Annotated in this window: 22 protein-coding genes and 11 tRNA genes; 31 read left to right on the top strand and 2 right to left on the bottom strand. The window is 44.5% G+C overall.

Annotation, left to right across the window (positions count from 1 at the left end; genetic code table 11):
* The first annotated feature begins 50 nt into the window (after window positions 1–50).
* The 5 genes from AB5I83_RS22020 (at window position 51) to AB5I83_RS22000 (ending at window position 5,943) form a co-directional block, all read left to right on the top strand.
* Entirely contained in the window at window positions 51–761 is a 711-nt protein-coding gene (locus AB5I83_RS22020) for an alpha/beta hydrolase (protein WP_448978524.1), read from the top strand.
* Between the two features lie 327 nt (window positions 762–1,088).
* Window positions 1,089–2,564: a DEAD/DEAH box helicase gene (locus tag AB5I83_RS22015; RefSeq protein ID WP_448978523.1), complete on the top strand. Its 1,476-nt coding sequence runs from the start codon at window positions 1,089–1,091 to the stop codon at window positions 2,562–2,564.
* A gap of 387 nt (window positions 2,565–2,951) precedes the next feature.
* Window positions 2,952–3,917 carry a UV DNA damage repair endonuclease UvsE gene (gene uvsE, locus AB5I83_RS22010; RefSeq protein ID WP_448978521.1) on the top strand — a complete coding sequence of 322 codons (966 nt, stop codon included), beginning with the start codon at window positions 2,952–2,954 and terminating at the stop codon, window positions 3,915–3,917.
* 102 nt (window positions 3,918–4,019) lie between these two features.
* Window positions 4,020–4,502, top strand: coding sequence for a PH domain-containing protein (locus AB5I83_RS22005; protein WP_448978519.1), 483 nt, complete (start codon window positions 4,020–4,022; stop codon window positions 4,500–4,502).
* Entirely contained in the window at window positions 4,495–5,943 is a 1,449-nt protein-coding gene (locus AB5I83_RS22000; RefSeq protein ID WP_448978517.1) for a PH domain-containing protein, read from the top strand. Before AB5I83_RS22005 ends, AB5I83_RS22000 begins: the two co-directional genes overlap by 8 nt.
* Window positions 5,944–6,031: 88 nt before the next feature.
* On the opposite strand, the gene AB5I83_RS21995 is transcribed toward AB5I83_RS22000, so the two are convergent.
* Window positions 6,032–6,616, bottom strand: a complete 585-nt coding sequence (locus AB5I83_RS21995; RefSeq protein WP_448978515.1) for a rhomboid family intramembrane serine protease — start codon at window positions 6,614–6,616, stop codon at window positions 6,032–6,034.
* Between the two features lie 170 nt (window positions 6,617–6,786).
* Here AB5I83_RS21995 and acpS point away from each other — a divergent pair, with 170 nt between their 5' ends.
* From acpS to AB5I83_RS21925, 14 genes are all read left to right on the top strand, one after another.
* A complete protein-coding gene (gene acpS / locus AB5I83_RS21990; RefSeq protein WP_448978513.1) occupies window positions 6,787–7,140 on the top strand; it encodes a holo-ACP synthase in 354 nt (117 codons plus the stop codon).
* Between the two features lie 191 nt (window positions 7,141–7,331).
* Window positions 7,332–8,345, top strand: a complete 1,014-nt coding sequence (locus AB5I83_RS21985; RefSeq protein ID WP_167834259.1) for a LolA family protein — start codon at window positions 7,332–7,334, stop codon at window positions 8,343–8,345.
* A 274-nt stretch (window positions 8,346–8,619) separates the two neighbouring features.
* Window positions 8,620–9,777 carry an alanine racemase gene (alr, locus tag AB5I83_RS21980; RefSeq protein ID WP_448978511.1) on the top strand — a complete coding sequence of 386 codons (1,158 nt, stop codon included), beginning with the start codon at window positions 8,620–8,622 and terminating at the stop codon, window positions 9,775–9,777.
* A 193-nt stretch (window positions 9,778–9,970) separates the two neighbouring features.
* Complete coding sequence (locus AB5I83_RS21975) at window positions 9,971–10,252, top strand: CopG family ribbon-helix-helix protein (protein WP_031308192.1); 282 nt, start codon at window positions 9,971–9,973, stop codon at window positions 10,250–10,252.
* Between the two features lie 4 nt (window positions 10,253–10,256).
* Window positions 10,257–10,607 carry a type II toxin-antitoxin system endoribonuclease NdoA gene (gene ndoA / locus AB5I83_RS21970; RefSeq protein ID WP_041967053.1) on the top strand — a complete coding sequence of 117 codons (351 nt, stop codon included), beginning with the start codon at window positions 10,257–10,259 and terminating at the stop codon, window positions 10,605–10,607.
* 1,323 nt (window positions 10,608–11,930) lie between these two features.
* Window positions 11,931–12,764, top strand: coding sequence for an RsbT co-antagonist protein RsbRA (locus AB5I83_RS21965; protein ID WP_167834257.1), 834 nt, complete (start codon window positions 11,931–11,933; stop codon window positions 12,762–12,764).
* The gene (locus tag AB5I83_RS21960) at window positions 12,761–13,117 is read left to right on the top strand and encodes an STAS domain-containing protein (protein ID WP_041967776.1); all 357 of its coding nucleotides are present in this window, start codon (window positions 12,761–12,763) and stop codon (window positions 13,115–13,117) included. The genes AB5I83_RS21965 and AB5I83_RS21960 overlap by 4 nt, the downstream gene beginning before the upstream one ends.
* Window positions 13,118–13,121: 4 nt before the next feature.
* Window positions 13,122–13,523, top strand: a complete 402-nt coding sequence (locus AB5I83_RS21955) for an anti-sigma regulatory factor (protein WP_041967777.1) — start codon at window positions 13,122–13,124, stop codon at window positions 13,521–13,523.
* 11 nt (window positions 13,524–13,534) lie between these two features.
* Window positions 13,535–14,545 (top strand): PP2C family protein-serine/threonine phosphatase, encoded by a 1,011-nt coding sequence (locus AB5I83_RS21950; protein WP_167834256.1) that lies wholly within the window; start codon window positions 13,535–13,537, stop codon window positions 14,543–14,545.
* Between the two features lie 57 nt (window positions 14,546–14,602).
* Window positions 14,603–14,935 (top strand): anti-sigma factor antagonist, encoded by a 333-nt coding sequence (locus AB5I83_RS21945; RefSeq protein ID WP_448978507.1) that lies wholly within the window; start codon window positions 14,603–14,605, stop codon window positions 14,933–14,935.
* Window positions 14,932–15,405 (top strand): anti-sigma B factor RsbW, encoded by a 474-nt coding sequence (gene rsbW, locus AB5I83_RS21940; RefSeq protein ID WP_167834254.1) that lies wholly within the window; start codon window positions 14,932–14,934, stop codon window positions 15,403–15,405. Before AB5I83_RS21945 ends, rsbW begins: the two co-directional genes overlap by 4 nt.
* Window positions 15,383–16,177 carry an RNA polymerase sigma factor SigB gene (gene sigB / locus AB5I83_RS21935; RefSeq protein WP_448978505.1) on the top strand — a complete coding sequence of 265 codons (795 nt, stop codon included), beginning with the start codon at window positions 15,383–15,385 and terminating at the stop codon, window positions 16,175–16,177. Before rsbW ends, sigB begins: the two co-directional genes overlap by 23 nt.
* Window positions 16,174–16,773 carry a PP2C family serine/threonine-protein phosphatase gene (locus AB5I83_RS21930; protein WP_167834253.1) on the top strand — a complete coding sequence of 200 codons (600 nt, stop codon included), beginning with the start codon at window positions 16,174–16,176 and terminating at the stop codon, window positions 16,771–16,773. The genes sigB and AB5I83_RS21930 overlap by 4 nt, the downstream gene beginning before the upstream one ends.
* Before the next feature lie 191 nt (window positions 16,774–16,964).
* Window positions 16,965–19,133, top strand: a complete 2,169-nt coding sequence (locus AB5I83_RS21925; RefSeq protein WP_448978575.1) for a Tex family protein — start codon at window positions 16,965–16,967, stop codon at window positions 19,131–19,133.
* A 31-nt stretch (window positions 19,134–19,164) separates the two neighbouring features.
* Here the strand turns inward: AB5I83_RS21925 and cmpA are convergent, their stop codons facing one another.
* A complete protein-coding gene (cmpA, locus tag AB5I83_RS21920; RefSeq protein ID WP_167834251.1) occupies window positions 19,165–19,284 on the bottom strand; it encodes a cortex morphogenetic protein CmpA in 120 nt (39 codons plus the stop codon).
* A gap of 95 nt (window positions 19,285–19,379) precedes the next feature.
* On the opposite strand from cmpA, the gene AB5I83_RS21915 reads away from it, so the two are divergent.
* The 12 genes from AB5I83_RS21915 to AB5I83_RS21860 all read left to right on the top strand — a co-directional run bounded on the left by AB5I83_RS21915 (window position 19,380) and on the right by AB5I83_RS21860 (window position 21,283).
* Complete coding sequence (locus AB5I83_RS21915) at window positions 19,380–19,853, top strand: SprT family protein (protein ID WP_448978502.1); 474 nt, start codon at window positions 19,380–19,382, stop codon at window positions 19,851–19,853.
* A gap of 265 nt (window positions 19,854–20,118) precedes the next feature.
* Window positions 20,119–20,193, top strand: a tRNA-Asn gene (locus tag AB5I83_RS21910).
* A gap of 16 nt (window positions 20,194–20,209) precedes the next feature.
* A tRNA-Ser gene (locus tag AB5I83_RS21905) sits at window positions 20,210–20,300 on the top strand.
* Window positions 20,301–20,314: 14 nt separating this feature from the next.
* Window positions 20,315–20,389: transfer RNA gene (locus AB5I83_RS21900), tRNA-Glu, on the top strand.
* 25 nt (window positions 20,390–20,414) lie between these two features.
* Window positions 20,415–20,490: transfer RNA gene (locus AB5I83_RS21895), tRNA-Asp, on the top strand.
* Window positions 20,491–20,497: 7 nt separating this feature from the next.
* Window positions 20,498–20,572: transfer RNA gene (locus AB5I83_RS21890), tRNA-Gln, on the top strand.
* Between the two features lie 6 nt (window positions 20,573–20,578).
* Window positions 20,579–20,654 (top strand) — tRNA-Lys (locus AB5I83_RS21885).
* A 70-nt stretch (window positions 20,655–20,724) separates the two neighbouring features.
* Window positions 20,725–20,809 (top strand) — tRNA-Leu (locus AB5I83_RS21880).
* 59 nt (window positions 20,810–20,868) lie between these two features.
* Window positions 20,869–20,954: transfer RNA gene (locus AB5I83_RS21875), tRNA-Leu, on the top strand.
* 63 nt (window positions 20,955–21,017) lie between these two features.
* Window positions 21,018–21,094, top strand: a tRNA-Arg gene (locus AB5I83_RS21870).
* A 17-nt stretch (window positions 21,095–21,111) separates the two neighbouring features.
* Window positions 21,112–21,188: transfer RNA gene (locus tag AB5I83_RS21865), tRNA-Pro, on the top strand.
* 21 nt (window positions 21,189–21,209) lie between these two features.
* Window positions 21,210–21,283: transfer RNA gene (locus tag AB5I83_RS21860), tRNA-Gly, on the top strand.
* Window positions 21,284–21,336: the final 53 nt, after the last annotated feature.

The following is a 21,336-nucleotide window of genomic DNA, read 5'->3' as shown; positions in this document are numbered from 1 at the left end:
TTTAAAATGGGGAAAGATTAAATACGAGAAAAACTAATGGGTGATAGGTTATGATAGGTTGTCTGTTAATCCATGGTTTTACGGGGTCTCCGTTCGAAGTGGAGCCACTTGCCCAGTCGTTGAAAGAGAGGACCGATTGGAAAATAGTTGTTCCTACCCTGCCTGGCCATGGGAATGAGCTCAATTTGAAGGGAATCAAACATAATGAGTGGATTGCCCATGCTGAAAACGAGCTGAAGGCGTTATTGAAAAAATGTGATACCGTCTATGTGGTCGGTTTTTCAATGGGTGGCTTGATTGCCAGCTATCTCGCTTCGGCTTATCCGGTTGAAAAACTCGTCCTGCTCAGCGCGGCTGCCTATTATGTCAATCCTAAACAGCTTGCGTTCGATATCAAGGAAATGATGAGGGACACGTTAAAAGGGAATCTTAAAGAAAACGAGTTATTCAGGCGTTATACACGAAAAATCAAAGAAACACCCATGACCGCTACCTTGCAGTTTCGCAGGCTTGTAACTAAAATCAAGCCTATTCTCAATGAAGTTAAGGTGCCAACTCTAATCGCGCAAGGCGAAAGTGACGGCATTGTTCCCCCGAAAAGCGCCCATTACTTATATGAAAATATTGGCGCTGATGATAAGAGGCTGATTTTTTATAAGAACTCCAAACATCTGATCTGTCACTGTGATGAAAAAGAACACCTATTTGACGAAGTTTATGATTTTTTGACCTCACATGCAAAGGAAGGAATCAATAGCTAAGGCGATTCCTCAAAAATTGCTTTTCCTTCCTAAAGATGGTATGATGAATATTGAGTGTCTAACTGAGAAAATCCTTTAAGCGGACATACTCCCGTGCTGGAGAATGTCTTTTTTTGCTAATATTTCAGGTTCTGTGCTTCAGCGTATTGTACTCGCTGATTCAGCCCTGCTTAAAACACAAGGTGCTAACACCTATTTTGCCGTAAAGGTACAATAAAATTAACCAGAATCAGAAATGGTTTGGATCCTTACACAGCCACTTAAAATAAACGATGCATCGGGAACCCGATGCGGGATAAATGTGAACATAAAGGAGAATGAGCAAAGTTGACAATGTTCCAAGACATGGGCATTAGCCCCGCAACATTAAAAGCTGTAAAGAATATGGGTTTTGAGGAAGCAACTCCGATTCAGGCAGAGACGATTCCAATCAGCCTTCAGAATAAAGACGTAATCGGCCAGGCACAGACAGGTACTGGTAAGACAGCGGCTTTCGGTATCCCTTTGGTGGAGAAAATCAAAAAAGAAGATCGCAACATCCAGGGAATCATCATTGCGCCAACACGTGAATTGGCTATCCAGGTTTCCGAGGAATTATATAAAATCGGTGCCGGCAAAAGAGTGGGCGTCCTTGCAATCTATGGCGGCCAGGATATCAACCGCCAGATCCGCGCCTTGAAAAAAGGACCGCACATCATCGTCGGAACGCCAGGACGACTTCTTGACCATATCAACAGAAAGACAATCCGTCTTGAAAATGTGGAAACAGTCATCCTTGACGAAGCAGATGAAATGCTGAACATGGGCTTCATCGAAGACATTGAGGCAATCCTTGCACAAATCCCGAACGAACGCCAGACATTATTGTTCTCGGCTACAATGCCAGGACCGATCCGCAAGATCGCTGAGCGCTTCATGAAGGACCCTGAAGTCGTGAAGGTAAAAGCAAAGGAAATGACTGTTCCTTTGATTGAGCAATACTATGTTGAAGTTCAGGAAAAGAACAAGTTTGACGTTCTCACTCGTCTGCTTGATATCCAGTCTCCTGAATTGGCCATCATCTTCGGCCGCACAAAGCGCCGTGTCGATGAGCTGTCAGAAGCGTTGAACCTGCGCGGTTACACAGCGGAGGGAATCCACGGAGACCTGACTCAGGCAAAACGTATGTCTGTTTTAAGAAAGTTTAAGGAAGGTTCTATCGACGTGCTTGTTGCGACAGACGTTGCAGCACGCGGGCTTGATATTTCCGGAGTAACGCATGTTTACAACTTCGATATTCCTCAAGATCCTGAAAGCTATGTACACCGTATCGGACGTACTGGCCGTGCAGGTAAAGAGGGTATGGCGATCACGTTTGTCACACATAGAGAGACTTCTTACCTCCATGTAGTGGAAAAAACGACAAAACGCCGCATGGAAAAAATGACAGCTCCAACTTTGGACCAGGCGCTTGAAGGCCAGCAAAGAGCTGTTATCGAAAAGATTACACAAACAATCGAGTCCAATAACCTTCAATACTACCGCCAGGCTGCGGCTGAGCTATTAAAAGACCATGATGCACAAACAGTCGTTGCTTCAGTATTGAAGATGCTGACAAAAGAGCCTGATACAACTCCTGTTAAGCTTACAGAGGAAAAGCCTCTTCCAAACAGAAGAGACAAAAAGCCTCAAGGAGACCGCAGACGTTATGATAACAGAGGAGGCGACGGCCGCAAGAAGCCTTATAAGCCACGCTCTGGAACAAAACGCTCAGGCGGCGGAAGCAGAGAAGGCGGCAGCTACAAATCAAGATCATCACGCTAAAATAAACACCCAACCCCGGTTTTTAACGAAACCGGGGTTTTTTATGGGCTTTTTCAAGTGAAAGACGATCAACTACTTGAAACCAAACTACTTAGACCACAAATTCAAGATCATTCAACCACATTCCGCGATAAATTCACCACATTTCAGGATAATTCGACCACATCCAACAATAATTCGACCACATTTCGAAATATATCAGCGCTTTTTGCGATATATCGACCACATTTCAGAATATATCAGCACTTTTTTCAATATATCGACCACATTTCGGGATATATCGACCACATTCCATTTATATCGACCAACCTCATTTGATGCAGTAATTTTACCAGTCTCCATCTATTGAACCTGGGCATACTACCAATAAAAATGGGGGTGGCTGAAATGACGATTGTCAGGCTTGGTTATGTGGCGATGAGTGAGGAGCTGAAGAATGCTTCGCCTTCCCAGACGATGACTTTCAAGCAATTCCAGGGAATCAAGGACAGGGATGCAGCCATCAATAAGCTGGAGAGAATTGCGATCTCCAATTTAGAAAACTGCCTGCGGCTGTTAAGGCACAGCAAGGCGAATGAGATTCATTTTTTTCGTCTGAGCTCGAGGCTGATTCCGCTTGCCAATCATGAAGAACTTTCCGATTGGAAATATATGCGCGCAATAAAAGAGCCATTAAAGGATATTGCGGACTTTTTACATGAAAACCCGATGCGTGTTGATTTTCACCCAGATCATTTTGTCCTGCTGAATACGCTGAAGACGGATACTCTCAACAATTCAATCAAGACACTGGCGCTGCATCATGCGTTGCTGAAGGGGATGGACATCGACACTGAGCACCGCTGTGTCCTCCATGTCGGGGGAGTTTATGAAGATCGGGAAAAAGCGCTTGAGCAATTCATCCATAACTGGGGGCTTGTTTCAACAAGGCTGCAGAACATGATCATCCTAGAAAATGATGATACATCCTTCACACTAAACGACACACTTTACCTTTGCGAAAAGCTGGGGATTCCGCTGGTGTTCGACTATCATCATCATCTCGCCCATCATGAGGACATAAACTGGGAGGAACAATGGGGCCGAATCGTCGGCACTTGGGAACACTCGAAGCTGCCGGTGAAAATGCATATTTCAAGTCCTCGCTCCGAAAAAGAATTCCGGGCACACGCCGAATATGTGGATGCTGATATGTTCATGGATTTCCTTAATGGGATAAAAGGGTCTGTCCCGGAAATTCACTGCATGATTGAGGCGAAAAAGAAGGACCTTGCCCTGTTCAAATTAGCGGAAGACTTAAAACAAAAGCCGGGAGTTGAGCCTATAGACGGCAGCAGCTTTCTAATAAAATAAATTCGCGATATTTCATTTTCCTCCCAATATAGTGCCATACTTACGTTTTGTTGTTGTATACTTAGAAAGGTGCTATTAATTGGAAAAATGGGAGGAATCCTTATGACGATTTCTGAGCCGCAAAAGCGGATTTCCAGGCAGGCATTGACCGTGTGGAAAATTGCTGCTGGCCTCCATTCCCTGGTAGTATGGATAGTAGCAGGCGGTCTGATCGCCATGACGATTATATTTGATTTTCCTATCTGGATTATTGGTGCAGCCCTTGCTGTGGCTGCTGTATATAGCTATTTATTCATCATTTTATTGCCTTCCTTGCGCTGGAAACGCTGGCGCTATGAAGTCAGGGAGCAAGAAATTGAGCTTCAATACGGGGTGTTCTTCATTAAGAGGACGCTCATACCGATGATCCGTGTCCAGCATGTCGATACCCAGCAAGGACCTTTGCTGCGTAAATACAGGTTATCGACCGTAACGATTTCGACAGCTGCGACGATCCACGAAATACCTGCGCTTGATATGGAGGAGGCCGAAAACTTAAGGATCTCCATTTCAAGATTGGCAAGGGTGGCGGATGAAGATGTCTGAACCGAAAAGGCTGCATCCGATTGCCGCTGTCGTCAATGCACTTCGCCAGCTGAAGGAAATGATCATCCCATTCTTGATCTTCGTTGTATTTGGAAGCCGGGGAACCGATTGGGATCTCTTTTACTTCTTCGGATCGATTGGTGTCGTCGTGCTGGTATTGGTTTATGGAGTTTTGTCGTGGTACCGATTTACATATCGCATCGAGCAAGGCGAATTGCGGATTGAATACGGATTGATCGTCAGGAAAAAGCGCTATATTCCATTCGACCGGATCCAAAGTCTTGATTTGTCAGAAGGAATCTTGCAGCGGCTGTTCGGGCTGGTGAAGGTGAAGGTGGAGACGGCAGGTTCAGGCGGGATGGGACTCCAGGATGGAGAGGCAATCCTTACGGCGATCACGAAGCAGGATGCACAAGAAATCCATGATTATCTTGTTTCCATTAAAAAGTCTGGGCAAATGCTTCAAGGAGAAGAGGAGCCACAATCATCCGATGACCTTCTCTATAAAATCTCGGTTCCAGAGCTAATAATGCTGGCGACGACATCAGGCGGCGTCGGTGTCGTCATTTCTGCGGTGCTTGCGTTCGTATTCCAATTTGAAGAGTTCATTCCATATGAGCAGATTTTTGATGGAGTCGAGAACTTTGTTCAAAACGGCGTTATTTTTATCAGTGTTGTCGTTTTTATTGGATTCCTGCTGGCATGGATGATCGCACTGTTTGGGACGATGCTGAAATACGCTAATTTTACCGTGAGAAAAGTGGATAATGACTTAGTTATCACAAGAGGATTGCTGGAAAAGCGTCAGTTCACGATCCCGCTCAATCGGATCCAGGCTGTCCGGATCAGCGAGAATCTCGTCAGGCAGCCGCTAGGCTATGCATCGGCATTCCTGGAAAGTGCAGGTGGCTCGGCGCTTGACCAGGAAAGCTCCAAGGTCCTCATCCTGCCGATTGTGAAAAAAAGAAAAATCCCAGGCCTGCTTGAACCGCACTTGACGGAGTACCACTTCCGCGTCAATATATCGCCTGCGCCTGTGAGGGCATATAGCAGGTATTTATTGAAAGGCTGGATATTTACACTGCCGGTCATCATCTCGGCCATCTGGTTTTTGAGACCATGGGGCTTTGGCGCACTGCTCTTGCTCCCGGCCTCGGCCATTTGGTCCTACCTGAATTATAAGGATGCAGGCTGGAGTCTCGACCAGGGAATGCTGACCTTCCGATACCGCAATATCGTCAAGAACACAGTATATATGAAGAAAAATAAAGTCCAGTCCTTCAGCATGAAGGAAAGCTTTTTTCAGAGGAAAAAGAATCTCGCTACCGTCGAGGCCATTGTGAAGTCAGGGCATGGCGGAGCTGGCGGCAAAGTCATTGACCTTGAGAAAAGGCATGTTGATAGGATCTATCATTGGTACTCACATGAAACATCAGAGTGAGGAAATACAAAGGGCTTTGGTCAACAGAGCTTGAGATTCCTACTCTCATACCAAAAAAAGCGCCCTTGTGGCGCTTTTTAAAATGTGATTACCTTCTATAAATGGCAGCACCGATTAGAAAACCAGCAAGCATGCCGAAAATATGGGCGGTAATATTGATATTAGCCTGGACGAATGTCATGATCACGGCAATGATGGCGATCGTCATGATTGTCTGGGAGTTTTCACGTGACAACATGGCTTTCCGGAACATTATGATAGAAATATAGAAACCGAACAGGCCAAAGATGGCGCCGCTTGAGCCGACATGTGTGTAAGTCAGCGGTTCGAGAATCAAGGTTGCGATATTTGCCGCGATACCTGTCACGAGATAAATCAGAATGAATTTCGTTTTGCCAAGCATCTGCTCGAGTGCCGGGCCGAATAAGACGAGTGAAAAGCTGTTGAACAGCATATGTGCAAAACCGGCATGCATGAAGATCGGTGTGAATAGTCGCCAGTACTCTCCATTCACAACATACAAGTTCACACCGGCTAAAAGTCCAAACAGGTATTTGCTTGGGAAGATTGGCAATGCCGTCAGCAAGTATAATAAGATATGGATGGATATGATGATAGAAATTACCGGGTAAAATCTAATGAAGTCGCGCAAGCTTTCTGTTCGTGTAAACATGGAAACCTCCTCGGTCCTCATTATCGTGAGGCTTGGATATTTGTGAACTAGGTGGGATGAAAAATCTCTTTTCAATTAAAAGGTCCTAATTTAAAGGATAGCCTTAACGGGCAAAAGTTGTACACTATTTTGTATGCTGCATGAGACTTTTTTAGAAGGGAGCTGGAAAAATGATCATCGGGACAGGAATCGATATCGTGGAAATCGGCCGGATCCGCAAGCTGGTAGAATCGCAGCCGCGTTTTCCGGAGCGAGTTTTAACAGAAAAGGAAAGGGAAGTTTACCGACAATATAATGAGCGGAGAGGAATTGAATTCCTTGCAGGGCGCTGGGCGGCGAAGGAGGCTTTTTCAAAAGCGAAGGGGACTGGCATCGGCAAGGAATTGTCCTTCATGGATATCGAAGTCGAAAGGGACCCGCATGGAAGGCCGATTATCACGAAGCCTTATATGGAGGGAGTCCATCTCTCGATTTCTCACAGTGAGCAATACGCTATCGCGCAGGTGGTCATCGAAAAAATTTAAAATGCTTGTCAATCCCAGGGGCATATTCGCCCAGGTTGTCTCATATATTCATAATGCAGTAAGGGAGACAAGGCTAGGGCGGCGAGAACATGGCTGCACGAAGACTACTCAAGCAATTTTGCAGCCAGTGTCTTATTCCTGTCCTTTCTTTCCCTTTACACGTTTAAATGAGACTAAAAGGGGTTGGAAGAATGAAGAAAAGGTTATTGTTGCTTCTCGCCGGGCTCATGGTTGTTTTTGCTCTGGCTGCCTGCGGTACGAAATCACAGGAATCTGTGGTTAAGGAGTTGGATGGAACGCTCGAAGACCTGAAGAGTTACAAGGCTAAGGCAAAGATGACATTGCAGATGGGTACGGAGCCTCAAGTGTACGATGTGGAGATTTGGCATAAAGATCCGTCATTTTACCGTGTGAACCTGAAGAATGCCCAGAAGGACCAGAGCCAGATGATCCTAAGGAATGAGGAAGGAGTTTTTGTTCTGACACCAGCGTTGAACAAGAGCTTCCGTTTCCAGAGCGACTGGCCGAAAAACAGCAGCCAGGCGTACCTTTACGAATCTTTAATCATGGATATTCTCGAGGATAAGCAAGCGAAGTTCTCGGCGACAAAGGAACATTATGTGTTCGAAACAAAAACAAGATACCAAAACAATAAGATGCTTCCGATCCAGGAAATCAAGCTGAACAAAAAGAACCTGGCACCAGTCAGCGTCAAGGTGATGGACCCTGACCGGAATTCATTGGTTACGGTTGAGTTCTCTGACGTGAAATTCGACGCAAGCTTTGACAAGGATGCGTTTGATATGAAGAAAAACATGACAGGTGCACAGCTTGAGGTACCTGTAATGGCAAATGCGGAAGACAACGAATTCACCGTGAAATATCCAGTTGCAGAAATTCCAGGCGTGACTTTGATTGATGAAAAAGAAATCACGACCGAGAATGGTAAGCGCGTGGTGCTCACATATGACGGTGAAAAGTCCTTCACGCTGATCCAGGAGAAAGCAGATGCGATGCCTGCAATGTCCTCTGCGATCAACATGACTGGAAAACCTGTTGACCTTGGGTTCACAATCGGAGCAATGAACGAAACCTCCGTTTCGTGGACACACCTCGGAGTCGATTATATGCTGGCTTCAACAGACCTATCACCAGAAGAAATGGAAATGGTCGCAAAGTCAGTATTGGCTGATATGGAAAAATAATACCTCAAAGGCAGGCTCAGTGTAACCTGGGCCTGTTTTTTTATGGGTAAGGAATAAAACTATAATGCGGCTTTTTAAGGGGAAAAATCTGATTTTAAGGAATATCAATATATATTTTTTTGCGGATTAAACAACTTTCCGGCCCAAACCGCGTTTCCGGCCACGTACTTTCTGCACAAAAGCCCCGTATATATTATCCATTTGACATTGAGTTCTTTCGGTTTGATAATAAAACAATATAAATAATGTTCGGGTTGAAGGAAGTGGAGTTTCGGTGGAGGAGCAAGGATTTTTTTACCGTGATACATGGGCCGAAGTGGACCTGGATCACATCAGGGCAAATGTAGAGGGAATCAAGGAACACTTGCCCGAAGACGTTGAATTTATTGCCGTCGTGAAAGCCAATGCTTACGGCCATGGGGATTCACAGGTGGCAGAGACGGCTTTGGAGGCAGGCGCAACAATGCTTGCTGTCGCGTTTATGGATGAGGCGCTCGCGCTCAGGAAGAAAGGGATCACCGCACCGATCCTCGTGCTGGGCGCCAGCCGGCCGGAGGATGTAAATATCGCGGCCGAAGAAGAGATCATCCTAACAGTTTTCCAGGAGGAGTGGCTGGGAAAAGCACGTGAAGTACTGAAAGCAGATGCCAGCTTGTCTCTTCATATAAAAATAGACACTGGAATGGGCCGAATCGGAATTCGTTCCATAGAAGAATTAAAGTCTGCGGAAAAATTGATCGATGAGGACCAAAGACTCCAGCTGCATGGCATCTATACGCATTTTGCTACAGCGGATGAATTGGATGACACGTATTTTAACAAACAGCTTGCTTTGTTCCGGGAAATGCTTGGGGCATTGGAAACGCAGCCGCCGGTCGTCCATAGCAGCAATAGTGCCGCTGCTCTGATGCACGCGGATGCCCGCTTCAACGCGGTAAGAGTCGGAATTGCGATGTATGGGCTGGCTCCGTCAATGGAGATTGCGCCGGAATTGCCTGTCGAGCTGCATGAGGCGTTCACGCTGCATTCCAGGCTCGTTCATGTAAAGAAGCTTGAAAAAGGTGAAAAGGTCAGTTACGGCGCGACCTATGAAGCGCCTGAAGAAATTTGGGTAGGGACACTTCCGATTGGGTATGCTGATGGATGGATAAGAAGGCTGCAGGGCCAGGAAGTACTGGTCGATGGCAAAAGGTCACCGATCATCGGTCGGATCTGCATGGATCAATGCATGGTAAAGCTTCCGTACGAGGTCCCTGTAGGAACGATCGCTACCTTGATCGGCAGCCAGGAACAAGAGTCAATCTCCATCAATGAGATTGCCAGCAAGCTAGAAACGATCAACTATGAAGTCCCGTGCATCATCTCCTCAAGGGTGCCAAGATTGTACAGACAAAATGGAAAAGTGGTCGATTTGAACAATTCACTGTTATAAAACACATCCATTAATTAACAAACCTGTGCAATCCCGCTAATACCATGCATAAAATACTAAATTTTTGGCGGATAATACAGAAGAATTGCTGATTTACCTTTGCATCTGGCATAAATAGTGATAATATTAGTAATGGTAGAGAGATAACGAACTTAATAATGGTATGTAGTGATGATGGTGGAGGTGTATGTTTGTGTCTGAATCCAGCGCAACAACTGAGATTTTGGTAAAGTTACCGCAGCATCTTTTAAGTGAACTAGATGGATTTGTTAAGCAAGAGAACGTAAACCGCAGCGAATTTATTTATCAGGCAACAAAAATGTTTTTGCGTGAGAAGAAAAAGAGACAAATTCGTGAATCCATGAGACGTGGCTATATGGAAATGGCCAAGATTAATCTGACCATTGCATCTGAAGCATTTCAAGCAGAATACGAGGCAGAACACACAGTTGAACGTCTAGTCAGCGGAGGATAATCCTTTGATTGTCAAACGTGGTGACGTCTATTTTGCGGACCTATCCCCAGTTGTTGGTTCAGAGCAAGGCGGAGTTCGCCCTGTCCTGGTCATCCAAAACGACATCGGGAATCGGTTTAGTCCCACAGTCATTATCGCAGCGATCACAGCACAGATCCAAAAAGCCAAGCTTCCCACTCATGTAGAAATAGATGCGAAGCGGTACGGTTTTGAACGAGACTCGGTCATCTTATTGGAGCAAATTCGCACAATCGACAAACAGCGCCTAACCGATAAAATTACCCATCTCGATGACGAAATGATGGAAAAAGTGGATGAAGCCCTTCAGGTAAGTTTAGGTCTTATCGAATTTTGATTTAAAGCACGCTCTTAAAATAGAGCGTTTTTTTGTAACCGAACACCTGGCCTGCCAGCAGGCCTTATACATAACCCAAAATAAAAATCGGATGTTTTCCTGTGTGAGAGGCAAGCTTAGCGCTTGTCTCTTTTTTATTGGGGAGAAGCTCGGGAAATTAGGCTGGGGTTATGGCAGGTTTGATGAGAATAGCGGAAAAGCTGTCAGGAGAAGGTCCAAGTTCGGACAATTTTGATGGGAAAATGAGAAAAAGCTGTCAAAAGAAGGTCCAAGTTCAGACAGGTTCGGATGGAAAACCAGAAAAGCTGTCCGAAGAAGGTTTGAGTTCAGACAGGTTTGGGTGGAAAACAGGAAAAGCTGTCCGAAGAAGGTTTGAGTTCAGACAGGTTTGGGTGGAAAACAGGAAAAGCTGTCCGAAGAAGGTTTGAGTTCAGACAGGTTTGGGTGGAAAACCAGAAAAGCTGTCCGAAGAAGCTCCAAGTTCAGACAGGTTTGAGGAGAAAACCAGAAAAGCTGTCTGAAGTATCTCCAAGTTCGGACAGGTTTGAGGAGAAAACCAGAAAAGCTGTCCGAAGAAGGTCCAAGTTCAGACAGGCTTGAGGAGAAAACCAGAAAAGCTGTCCGAAGAAGCTCCAAGTTCAGACAGGTTTGGGTGGAAAACCAGAAAAGGTGTCCGAAGAAGCTCCAAGTTCGGACAGGTTTGAGGAGAAAACCAGAAAAGCTGTCCGAAGTAGCTCCAAGTTTGGACAGGTTTGGATGGAAAAAGAGAAAAGCTGTCCGAAGAAGGTCCAACTTAAGACAGGTTTGATGAGAAAACAAGAAAAGCAGTCAAAAGAAGGCCCAACTTAAGACAGGTTTGGATGGAAAAAGAGAAAAGCAGTCAAAAGAAGGTCCGCCTTAAGACAGGTTTGATGAGAAAACAAGAAAAGCAGTCAAAAGAAGGCCCAACTTAAGACAGGTTTGTATGGAAAACAAGAAAAGCTGTCCGAAGCTAGCTCGGATTCGGACCGCTTTCAGAGGAAAACAAGTAAACTTGTCAGTCCCAACGTTTTTTAGCCTGGTATTAATCAGAACCTGCTAAGAATTTATCTCACATGAAAATTGAATACAGCTTAATTAGGAATAATAACACTATCGGCAATGCAATAATCGCAGAATTCTGTCGATAAGTTGATTTTATTTGACGAAAGAAAACTGTTATCATTAAATGGAGATATATTATCAGGAAATTTATGAATATTTATTTACAGTTTTAAAATTGGTTTACATTTGGACGGATGAGGGTAATGTAAAATTTTGTTGTGATAGAATGGGGAGGATGGAATGAATAAAACTATATCGAATTATATTCAGGCTCATAAACAGGATATCCTGGATCAATGGATTGATAGAACGAAGGAAGAAGCAGATGAACGGGTAGTCCGCGTTGTATCAGATCGGGTTTTCCAATCTGCGAGTAAGGAATTCATTGACCTGATCATCTCAAATTTCAAGGGCACGAGCGAAGAGTATAAAGAAAGGCTGACGGATTTTGCCGAAAAGGTTGTCAGGCTTGGCTGGCCGTTGACGTTTGTCACAAAAGGTCTTCATACCTTTAATTTGATCGTTTTTGAAGGAATGCAAAAGGAAGGGATTGTGACGACGGAGAACCAGATGGAAATTGTTTATGAGTTTGATCGCTGGGCAACGCCGATGAACAATGAAATTGTCAGCGTGTATTCATCCACTTGGGAAAGAACCGTTTCCCTTCAAAAAATTGCCTTGCAAGAGCTTTCGGCACCACTCATCCCTGTATTTGACGGAATTACAGTGATGCCGTTAGTCGGTACGATTGATACGGAGCGTGCAAAGCAAATCATGGAAAACCTGCTGAAGGGTGCGGTAAAACACCGTTCCGAGGTAGTTCTGATAGATATTACCGGTGTACCTGTTGTGGATACAATGGTTGCCCATCATATTATCCAGGCGGCGGATGCTGTCAGGCTGATTGGTGCTAAGTGCATGCTGGTCGGGATCCGTCCTGAAATTGCCCAGACCATCGTCAACCTGGGCATCGACCTGAACCAATTTACAACCAAGAACAATCTGAAAAAAGGAATCGAAGCAGCTCTTGAGCTGACAAATAAAAAGATCGTTTCATTGGAGGGAGCAAAGTGAGAATACCTATCCTAAAGCTGGATGATTGTCTGTTGGTCTCTATTCAATGGGAGCTTGATGACCAGACCGCTCTTCAATTTCAAGAGGATTTGCTCCATAAGATACATGAGACAAGTGCCAATGGGGTCGTCATCGATCTAACCTCGATCGACTTCATCGACTCTTTTATCGCCAAGGTTCTTGGGGATGTCATCAATATGTCCAAGCTCATGGGTGCGATTGTAGTCATTACCGGAATCCAGCCTGCTGTTGCCATAACGCTAATTGAATTAGGGATCGGCCTTGATGATGTCCTAACTGCATTAGATTTAGAAAAAGGTTTGGAGAAATTACAACAGGAATTGGGGGAATAGCTGAATGGACATCCAATCCTGCGTTACGATTATTAATGAATGGGACATCGTGGCAGCGCGCCAGCTTGGCCGAAATGTTGCGAAAGAGCTTGGATTCGGCACTGTTGACCAAGCAAGAATCACCACTGCCATCAGTGAATTGGCCAGGAATATTTACTTGTACGCCGGAAAAGGACAGATTTGCATAGACAAGCTGTATGATGGCGGAAAAGCGGGATTGCGAATCAATGCAGTAGATAGCGGCCCGGGTATAAAAGAAATACGCCAGGTCATGGAAGATGGTTTTTCAACATCAGGAGGACTAGGAGCCGGCCTTCCCGGAGTGAAGCGTCTTATGGATGAATTCGACATAGACTCAACACCCGGACAAGGAACACAGATTAAAGCGACTAAATGGCTCCGTTAGGGGGAAAAAGTATGGATTTCCGAGAAATGATGGAATCAAAGTATCGGGATATTCTTGACAATTATATAAAAGAGCAATCAGAACAAGCATTGTATGCAGGGCAGAAATTCAGCCGGAAGTCGATTGAACACAAGATCGCGCCGGAAGAAATCATCAGCGTGCATAAAAGCTTGCTTCTTGAGATGTATCCTGAACTTCCGGAAGATATTATGCATTCTTTTGATATCCTGCTTGAAGTAATGATTGGCTATGGTATCGCATACCGTGAGCATCAAAGCCTAAGACACCAGCAGGAGGAATTAAGGTCCGAAATGGAGATTGCCGCCAATGTTCAACAAACCTTGCTCGGGACCAAAATCCCGGCAGTTCCAGGTATTGATATCGGGGCAATCAGTGTTCCGGCAAAGCATATGAATGGCGACTACTTCCATTTTGTCCAGGATGAGAACAATAATATCAGTGTTGCTATCGCTGATGTCATCGGGAAAGGGATTCCGGCAGCTCTCTGTATGTCCATGATCAAGTATGCGATGGACAGCCTGCCAGAAAACCGGCTTGATCCGAGCAGCATCCTGGAAAATCTGAACAGAGTCGTTGAGCAGAACGTTGACCCAAGCATGTTCATCACGATGTTCTATGGAATGTTTAATCCTTCAAACAACATCTTTTATTATGCATCTGCAGGGCATGAGCCGGGCTTCTACTATGATTCCAAAAAGAAGGAATTCACCGAGTTAGTAGCAAGAGGCTTGCTGTTAGGAGTGGACAAGCGGACGAAGTATACCCAGTATGAAAAAGAAATACTTCCTGGGGATATGGTGATCCTGATGTCTGACGGAGTAACCGAGTGCAGGACGGAAGAAGGCTTCATCGAAAAGGAAACATTAATCGGATATATAAATAAATATATTCACTTAAATGCTCAGGAAATTGTCAATAATATCTTTAGAGAACTTGAAAAACTTCAGCACTTCCAATTGCGTGATGATTTTACATTAATCATTTTGAAAAGAGATGTTTAATTGGGTTTAAAACGGGTAAATCATAAGAGCAATTGAATTGTAAAGGGTGGGTCATTTATGAATATTTCGATAGATGTGAAAGAAAAAGAATCAATGCTAGCAGTCAAAGTAAGTGGCGAAATAGATGCATATACAGCTCCACAGCTTCGTGAAAAGCTTTTTCCTTTATCCGAAAAAGAGGGCGTAAAGATGGTTGTTGACCTTTCAGAGGTCAATTATATGGATAGTACTGGGCTTGGAGTATTTGTAGGAGTATTCAAAAACGTGCGTGCACATGACGGTGAGTTCAAGATCGTCGGGTTGTCCGAGCGTTTACAGAGACTTTTCGAAATCACTGGCTTGGCCGATATTATCGATATAAACAGCCAGATTGAGGGTGGAGTGCAATGAACCAGTCATTTGACTATATTGAAATGAAAATCCCGGCCAAACCGGAATTCGTTGGAGTCATTCGTTTGACCCTCTCTGGTATTGCAAGCCGAATGGGTTTTACCTACGACGAAATTGAAGATTTAAAAATTGCTACCAGCGAAGCTTGTACGAACGCTGTTCAGCATGCATATAAAAACAATGAGAACGGCGAAGTCATCATCGGTTTCGGATTGTATGAAGACAAGCTTGAAGTGATGGTTGCAGATAATGGACAAAGCTTTGATTTCCATTCAGCGCGCCAGGGACTTGGTCCTTATGACCAGAATAGTTCCGTGGAATTCCTTCGCGAAGGAGGCTTGGGACTGTATTTGATCGAAACCTTGATGGACGAGGTTCGAATCCATCACAAAGAGGGCGTCACGGTCTTTATGACCAAGTACCGAGAAGGAGAGCAGGTGGAGAGAGATGCAGAGACAATCTCAACCTAAGCAGAGGCCAAAAGAAGAGATTAATGAGTTAATCAAAGCCTACCAGCTGCATGAGGATGCAGACGCCCAAAGTGAGCTGGTTCTTCACTATCAAAACCTTGTCGAAACAATCGCGAGAAAGTACTCAAAAGGAAGGTCATTCCATGAGGATATTTTCCAAGTGGGAATGATTGGTCTTTTAGGCGCAATCCGCCGTTATGATGAAACATTCGGTAAAAGCTTTGAAGCGTTTGCCGTACCAACCATTATTGGTGAAATCAAAAGATTTTTAAGAGATAAAACATGGAGCGTCCATGTACCGCGAAGAATTAAGGAGCTTGGTCCGAAAATCAAGACGACAGTCGAAGACTTGACCACCCAGCTGCACCGCTCACCACGTGTGGATGAAATTGCGGAGGCGCTCCAGGTTTCCGAAGAAGAAGTATTGGAAGCTATGGAAATGGGCAAAAGCTACCAGGCATTATCTGTTGACCATTCTATTGAAGCCGATTCTGACGGTGGAACAGTTACCCTGTTGGATATCGTTGGAAACATTGATGAAGGCTATGAAAAAATCAATCAAAGAATGGTGCTTGAAAAAGTGCTTCATGTCCTGAGCGAACGCGAAAAGTTAATTATCCAATATACCTACCTTGACAACCTCAGCCAGAAAGAGGCAGGAGACAAGCTTGGTATTTCACAGATGCATGTATCGAGACTTCAAAGAAGAGCGATCAAGAAACTTCAAGAAGCGATTCATGCGGAAAACAACAACTCGGAGTACATTACATGATCCAACAGTTGAAAGACAAAATAGAACTTTATGCTTACCAGACAATCAAAGAAGGTAAAATAGAGTGCGGTGACAGCTATTTTTATACAGCGACTGATGATTATTTTGTCTGTGTACTTGCTGATGGGTTAGGGTCCGGGCAGTACGCCCATGAAGCTTCTGCCGCAGTCGTTTCAGTAGTAGAGCAACATCACCACGAAGATGTTGATACACTTATGAAATACTGCAACAGTGTCTTAGTGCAAAAGCGAGGGGCCGCTGTATCAATCTTCAAAGTCTACTTCGAAAGCCGTGAGTTTGTATACAGCTGCGTAGGAAACATTCGCTTCTTCCTCTATACCTCGAATGGCAAGCTGACATATCCATTGCCAGTCACAGGTTATTTATCAGGCAAGCCGCAAGTGTTCCACACCCAGAGATTTGTTTATGAGCCAGAATCAAAATTCCTGATTTACTCAGACGGTTTTGACAATATCCACGGCGCTAAAACGATTTTGAAAGGGTACCGCTCAGTTGGTGCGATCGCAGAACAAATCAAGAGTGAATATGCTAATTCAATGGATGATGCAACTTTTATTGTAGGAAGTCTACTTTAGCCGGTGGGCTTCTTTTTGTTTTTTAAGATGAGGAACAGCCGGCTATAATAAAAGTTGGTGAAGATGACGAACGAGAGGTTATATTCCCTTCGTTGTAACCCGAACTGTAAACCTCCCTGCGGTTTTGGTACACTAATAAAGTGACAGTAATAACAATATAGATTATGGAGGATTGTCTCTTGACTCAAACAATGGATAAGCAAGATCAATATGTAAGAATCATTGCCAAAGAGCAATCGTTAACAGCTAAACAAGTGCAAAGTGTCATTTCATTAATTGATGAAGGAAACACTGTACCGTTCATAGCCCGTTACCGAAAGGAAATGACTGGTGCCCTTGATGAAGTGCAAATCCGTGACATCGTTGACCGATGGCAATACATACAGAATTTAGAACAGCGCAAAGAGGAAGTCATCAGGCTCATTGAAGAACAAGGGAAACTGACGGACGAATTGAAGGGAAGCATCGAAAAAGCAATCAAGCTACAGGAAGTAGAAGACCTGTATCGTCCCTACAAGCAAAAAAGAAGGACGAAAGCGACTGTTGCCAAAGAAAAGGGTCTTGAACCGCTTGCTCAGTGGATGCTGGAATTTCCGGTAAACGGTAGCCTTGAAGAAAAAGCACAGGAGTTTTTATCAGAAGAAAAAGGTGTAGAGTCCATTGAAGAGGCAATTGCCGGTGCGAAAGACATTGTTGCCGAAATTGTTTCCGATGACGCAGACAGCCGCAAGTGGATCCGGAATGAAACTTGTAAGTCTGGCTCTATCGAATCTTCGGTGAAAAATGAAGAGCTGGATGAGAAAAATGTATACGAGATGTATTACGAGTATTCCGAACCAGTCAATAAAGTGGTACCGCATCGAATCCTTGCCCTCAACCGCGGTGAAAAAGAAGATCTGTTAAGGGTATCAATAAAGCCGAAAACAGATGTCATCATGACCTATCTGACGCGCAAGTGGATTGCTAAAAATCATTCGATCACAGCTTCTGCAGTAACAGAAGCAATCGAAGATGCATATAAGCGACTGATTCAGCCATCAATCGAACGTGAGATCAGGAACGAACTGACAGAAAAGGCCGAAGAGCAAGCAATTCATATTTTTTCGGAAAACCTCCGAAAATTGCTCTTGCAACCACCTTTAAAAGGGAAGGTGGTCCTGGGAGTTGACCCTGCATTCAGAACAGGCTGCAAGTTGGCTGCTGTAGATGAAACGGGAAAAGTTCTTTCGATTGGTGTCATTTACCCGCATACCTCTAGCTCGAAAAATACAGAAGCTAAGGATAAGTTCGTTAAAGTCCTAAAAGAGTATGACGTAGAAATGGTTGCGATCGGGAACGGTACTGCATCCAGGGAAACGGAACAATTCGTGTCGGATATACTGAAAGAAATGAATAAGGAGATTTACTATCTCATTGTCAATGAAGCGGGTGCGAGTGTCTATTCCGCGTCAGACCTTGCTCGTGAAGAATTCCCTAATTACCAGGTTGAAGAGCGAAGCGCGGTTTCAATTGCCCGACGATTGCAGGACCCACTTGCTGAACTTGTTAAAATCGACCCGAAGTCCGTCGGTGTTGGCCAGTATCAGCATGATGTCAGCCAGAAAAAGCTATCCGAATCTCTGACATTCGTTGTTGAGACAGCAGTTAACCAGGTAGGAGTCAATGTAAATACAGCGTCTTCTTCTTTATTGCAGTATGTATCTGGCCTTTCCAAAACAGTAGCCAATAACATCGTGAAGAAACGTGAGGAAGAAGGAAAGTTTACTAGCAGGACGCAGCTGAAAAAAATTCCGCGACTTGGAGCCAAAACCTATGAACAGGCAATTGGATTCCTGCGTGTAATTGATGGAAAGGAACCTCTAGATCGAACGGGCATCCACCCGGAAAGTTACGGTGAGGTAAAACAATTACTCGAGAGCCTTGGTTTTAAATCTAAGGATTTAGGAACTCCAGCCTTAAAGGATGCGCTCGCAAAAATCAACATCGACCAAACAGCAGATGAATTAGAAATCGGCAAACTTACACTGAAAGATATTATAGATGCACTTGTAAGACCTGAACGGGACCCGCGTGATGAGCTTCCAGCACCGTTATTGAAAAAGGATGTATTGAAGCTTGAGGATCTGAAATCAGGAATGGAACTTCAAGGTACTGTACGAAATGTGGTAGACTTCGGAGCATTCGTTGATATCGGGGTAAAACAAGATGGGCTTGTCCATATCTCGAAGCTAAGCAACCGATTCGTAAAACACCCCCTTGATATTGTCTCCGTCGGGGACGTCGTTACTGTTTGGGTGGATAGTGTCGACCAGAAGAAAGGTCGAGTTGCTTTGACAATGCTGAAGCCTGACCAGGCATAATACAAAAGACTGCAGGAGATCCTGCAGTCTTTTAATCATTTGACCCATGTTTCTTTCTATAAAAGTACCAACATTGGTTTAGAAGTTTGATTTGATATCTGTTTTTCTCATAGAAGGCTCGTTTCATTTGATTTTGAAACCAGACAGGCATAGAGCAATACCTCCTTAAGATAATACGGTAAAAGGTAACATTAATATATGCTATAATAGGTTGTCATGTTTCTTTAAAAGGCAGGCGTTTTGCAGATGACTGATCAAGAATTACACAATCTTGTCGTGTTGATTTCCAAGGAATACTTCCAGAAACCATTCCGGCATAAAGCATTCTTCAATCCCAGACTCCGGACAACCGGCGGACGCTATATGCTAAGCAGCCACAATATTGAAATCAATAAAAAGTATTTTGAGCAGCTGGGTGAAGCGGAACTTATTGGGATCATCAAACATGAGTTGGTGCATTACCACCTTCATATAGAAGGAAAAGGATACAAGCATCGCGATAAAGACTTTAGAGATTTATTAAAGAAGGTAGATGCCCCAAGATTTTGTTCGATACTTCCGGAAGAGAAGAAAAGAAGGGCAAAACAGAAATTCATTTATTATCAGTGCAGCGAATGTAAGCTGACCTATCGCCGTAAAAGATCTATAAACACCTCAAAATACGTGTGTGGAAAGTGCCGAGGAAAACTAATAAAAGTGAAAGAAATGACTGTAGAATAAGGCTTTGAAAGCTTTTAAAAAAGAAATGAAAAACTTATTAAAAACACCCTTGACTTTTAGTGGGCACCTCCCTATAATAGTAAGAGTCGATAAGACAACAGCACGAAAAAATAAAGTTATTCCGCAGTAGCTCAGTGGTAGAGCAACGAGCGATATCATCTCCGGTTTTACTGCGAGTTGTACTCATCGAGCCGCTTCTTGGATAAGCGTCCTGAGATGAGGACAGTCGGCTAAGGGTAACTTTTGAAAGAACAAATACTATTTTTCCGCAGTAGCTCAGTGGTAGAGCACTCGGCTGTTAACCGAGCGGTCGTAGGTTCGAATCCTACCTGCGGAGCCATTAGTTTTAAAGGTATGGGGAAGTACTCAAGAGGCTGAAGAGGCGCCCCTGCTAAGGGTGTAGGTCGGGTAACCGGCGCGAGGGTTCAAATCCCTCCTTCTCCGCCAGAACCTTTTAATATGGCCCCTTGGTCAAGCGGTTAAGACACCGCCCTTTCACGGCGGTAACACGGGTTCGAATCCCGTAGGGGTCACCATTTTTAAATATACGATATTTCCTCTGGTCCCGTGGTGTAGCGGTTAACATGCCTGCCTGTCACGCAGGAGATCGCCGGTTCGATCCCGGTCGGGACCGCCATTTTTATTGGGCTATAGCCAAGCGGTAAGGCAACGGACTTTGACTCCGTCATGCGTTGGTTCGAATCCAGCTAGCCCAGCCATTTTTTGAGCCATTAGCTCAGTCGGTAGAGCATCTGACTTTTAATCAGAGGGTCGAAGGTTCGAGTCCTTCATGGCTCACCATGATATTTTCGCACTAGCGAAATAATCTTCCTTAATTCGCTCCGGCGAAAAAAAGGAACAATGTGAATATGCGGGTGTGGCGGAATTGGCAGACGCACCAGACTTAGGATCTGGCGCCGCAAGGCGTGGGGGTTCGACTCCCTTCACCCGCACCATTAATTACCTGTTGATTAATGTACTTTAATCAGTTAAGATTTAAACCTGTCATGATAATGCGGTCGTGGCGGAATGGCAGACGCGCTAGGTTGAGGGCCTAGTGGGGGCAACCCCGTGGAGGTTCAAGTCCTCTCGGCCGCACCAAAAAAGTTATTGACATCCTTTATCGGGTGTGATAATATATAAAAGTTGCTATCAACATTATATGCGCCCGTAGCTCAATTGGATAGAGCGTCTGACTACGGATCAGAAGGTTATGGGTTCGACTCCTTTCGGGCGCGCCATTATTTTTCTTCAATAACGGGGAGTAGCTCAGCTTGGTAGAGCACTTGGTTTGGGACCAAGGGGTCGCAGGTTCGAATCCTGTCTTCCCGACCATTCAGCGATTCAACTTTATATGCGGGTGTAGTTTAGTGGTAAAACCTCAGCCTTCCAAGCTGATGATGAGAGTTCGATTCTCTTCACCCGCTCCAATTTCATTGCTCTTTGAAAACTAAACAAACAAGCGTCAACAAACAATAAATTA

The sequence above is a fragment of the Mesobacillus sp. LC4 genome, from assembly GCF_053543455.1.
The sequence above is the reverse complement of the archived record's forward strand: the minus strand, read 5'-3'. Positions and strand labels throughout refer to the sequence as shown.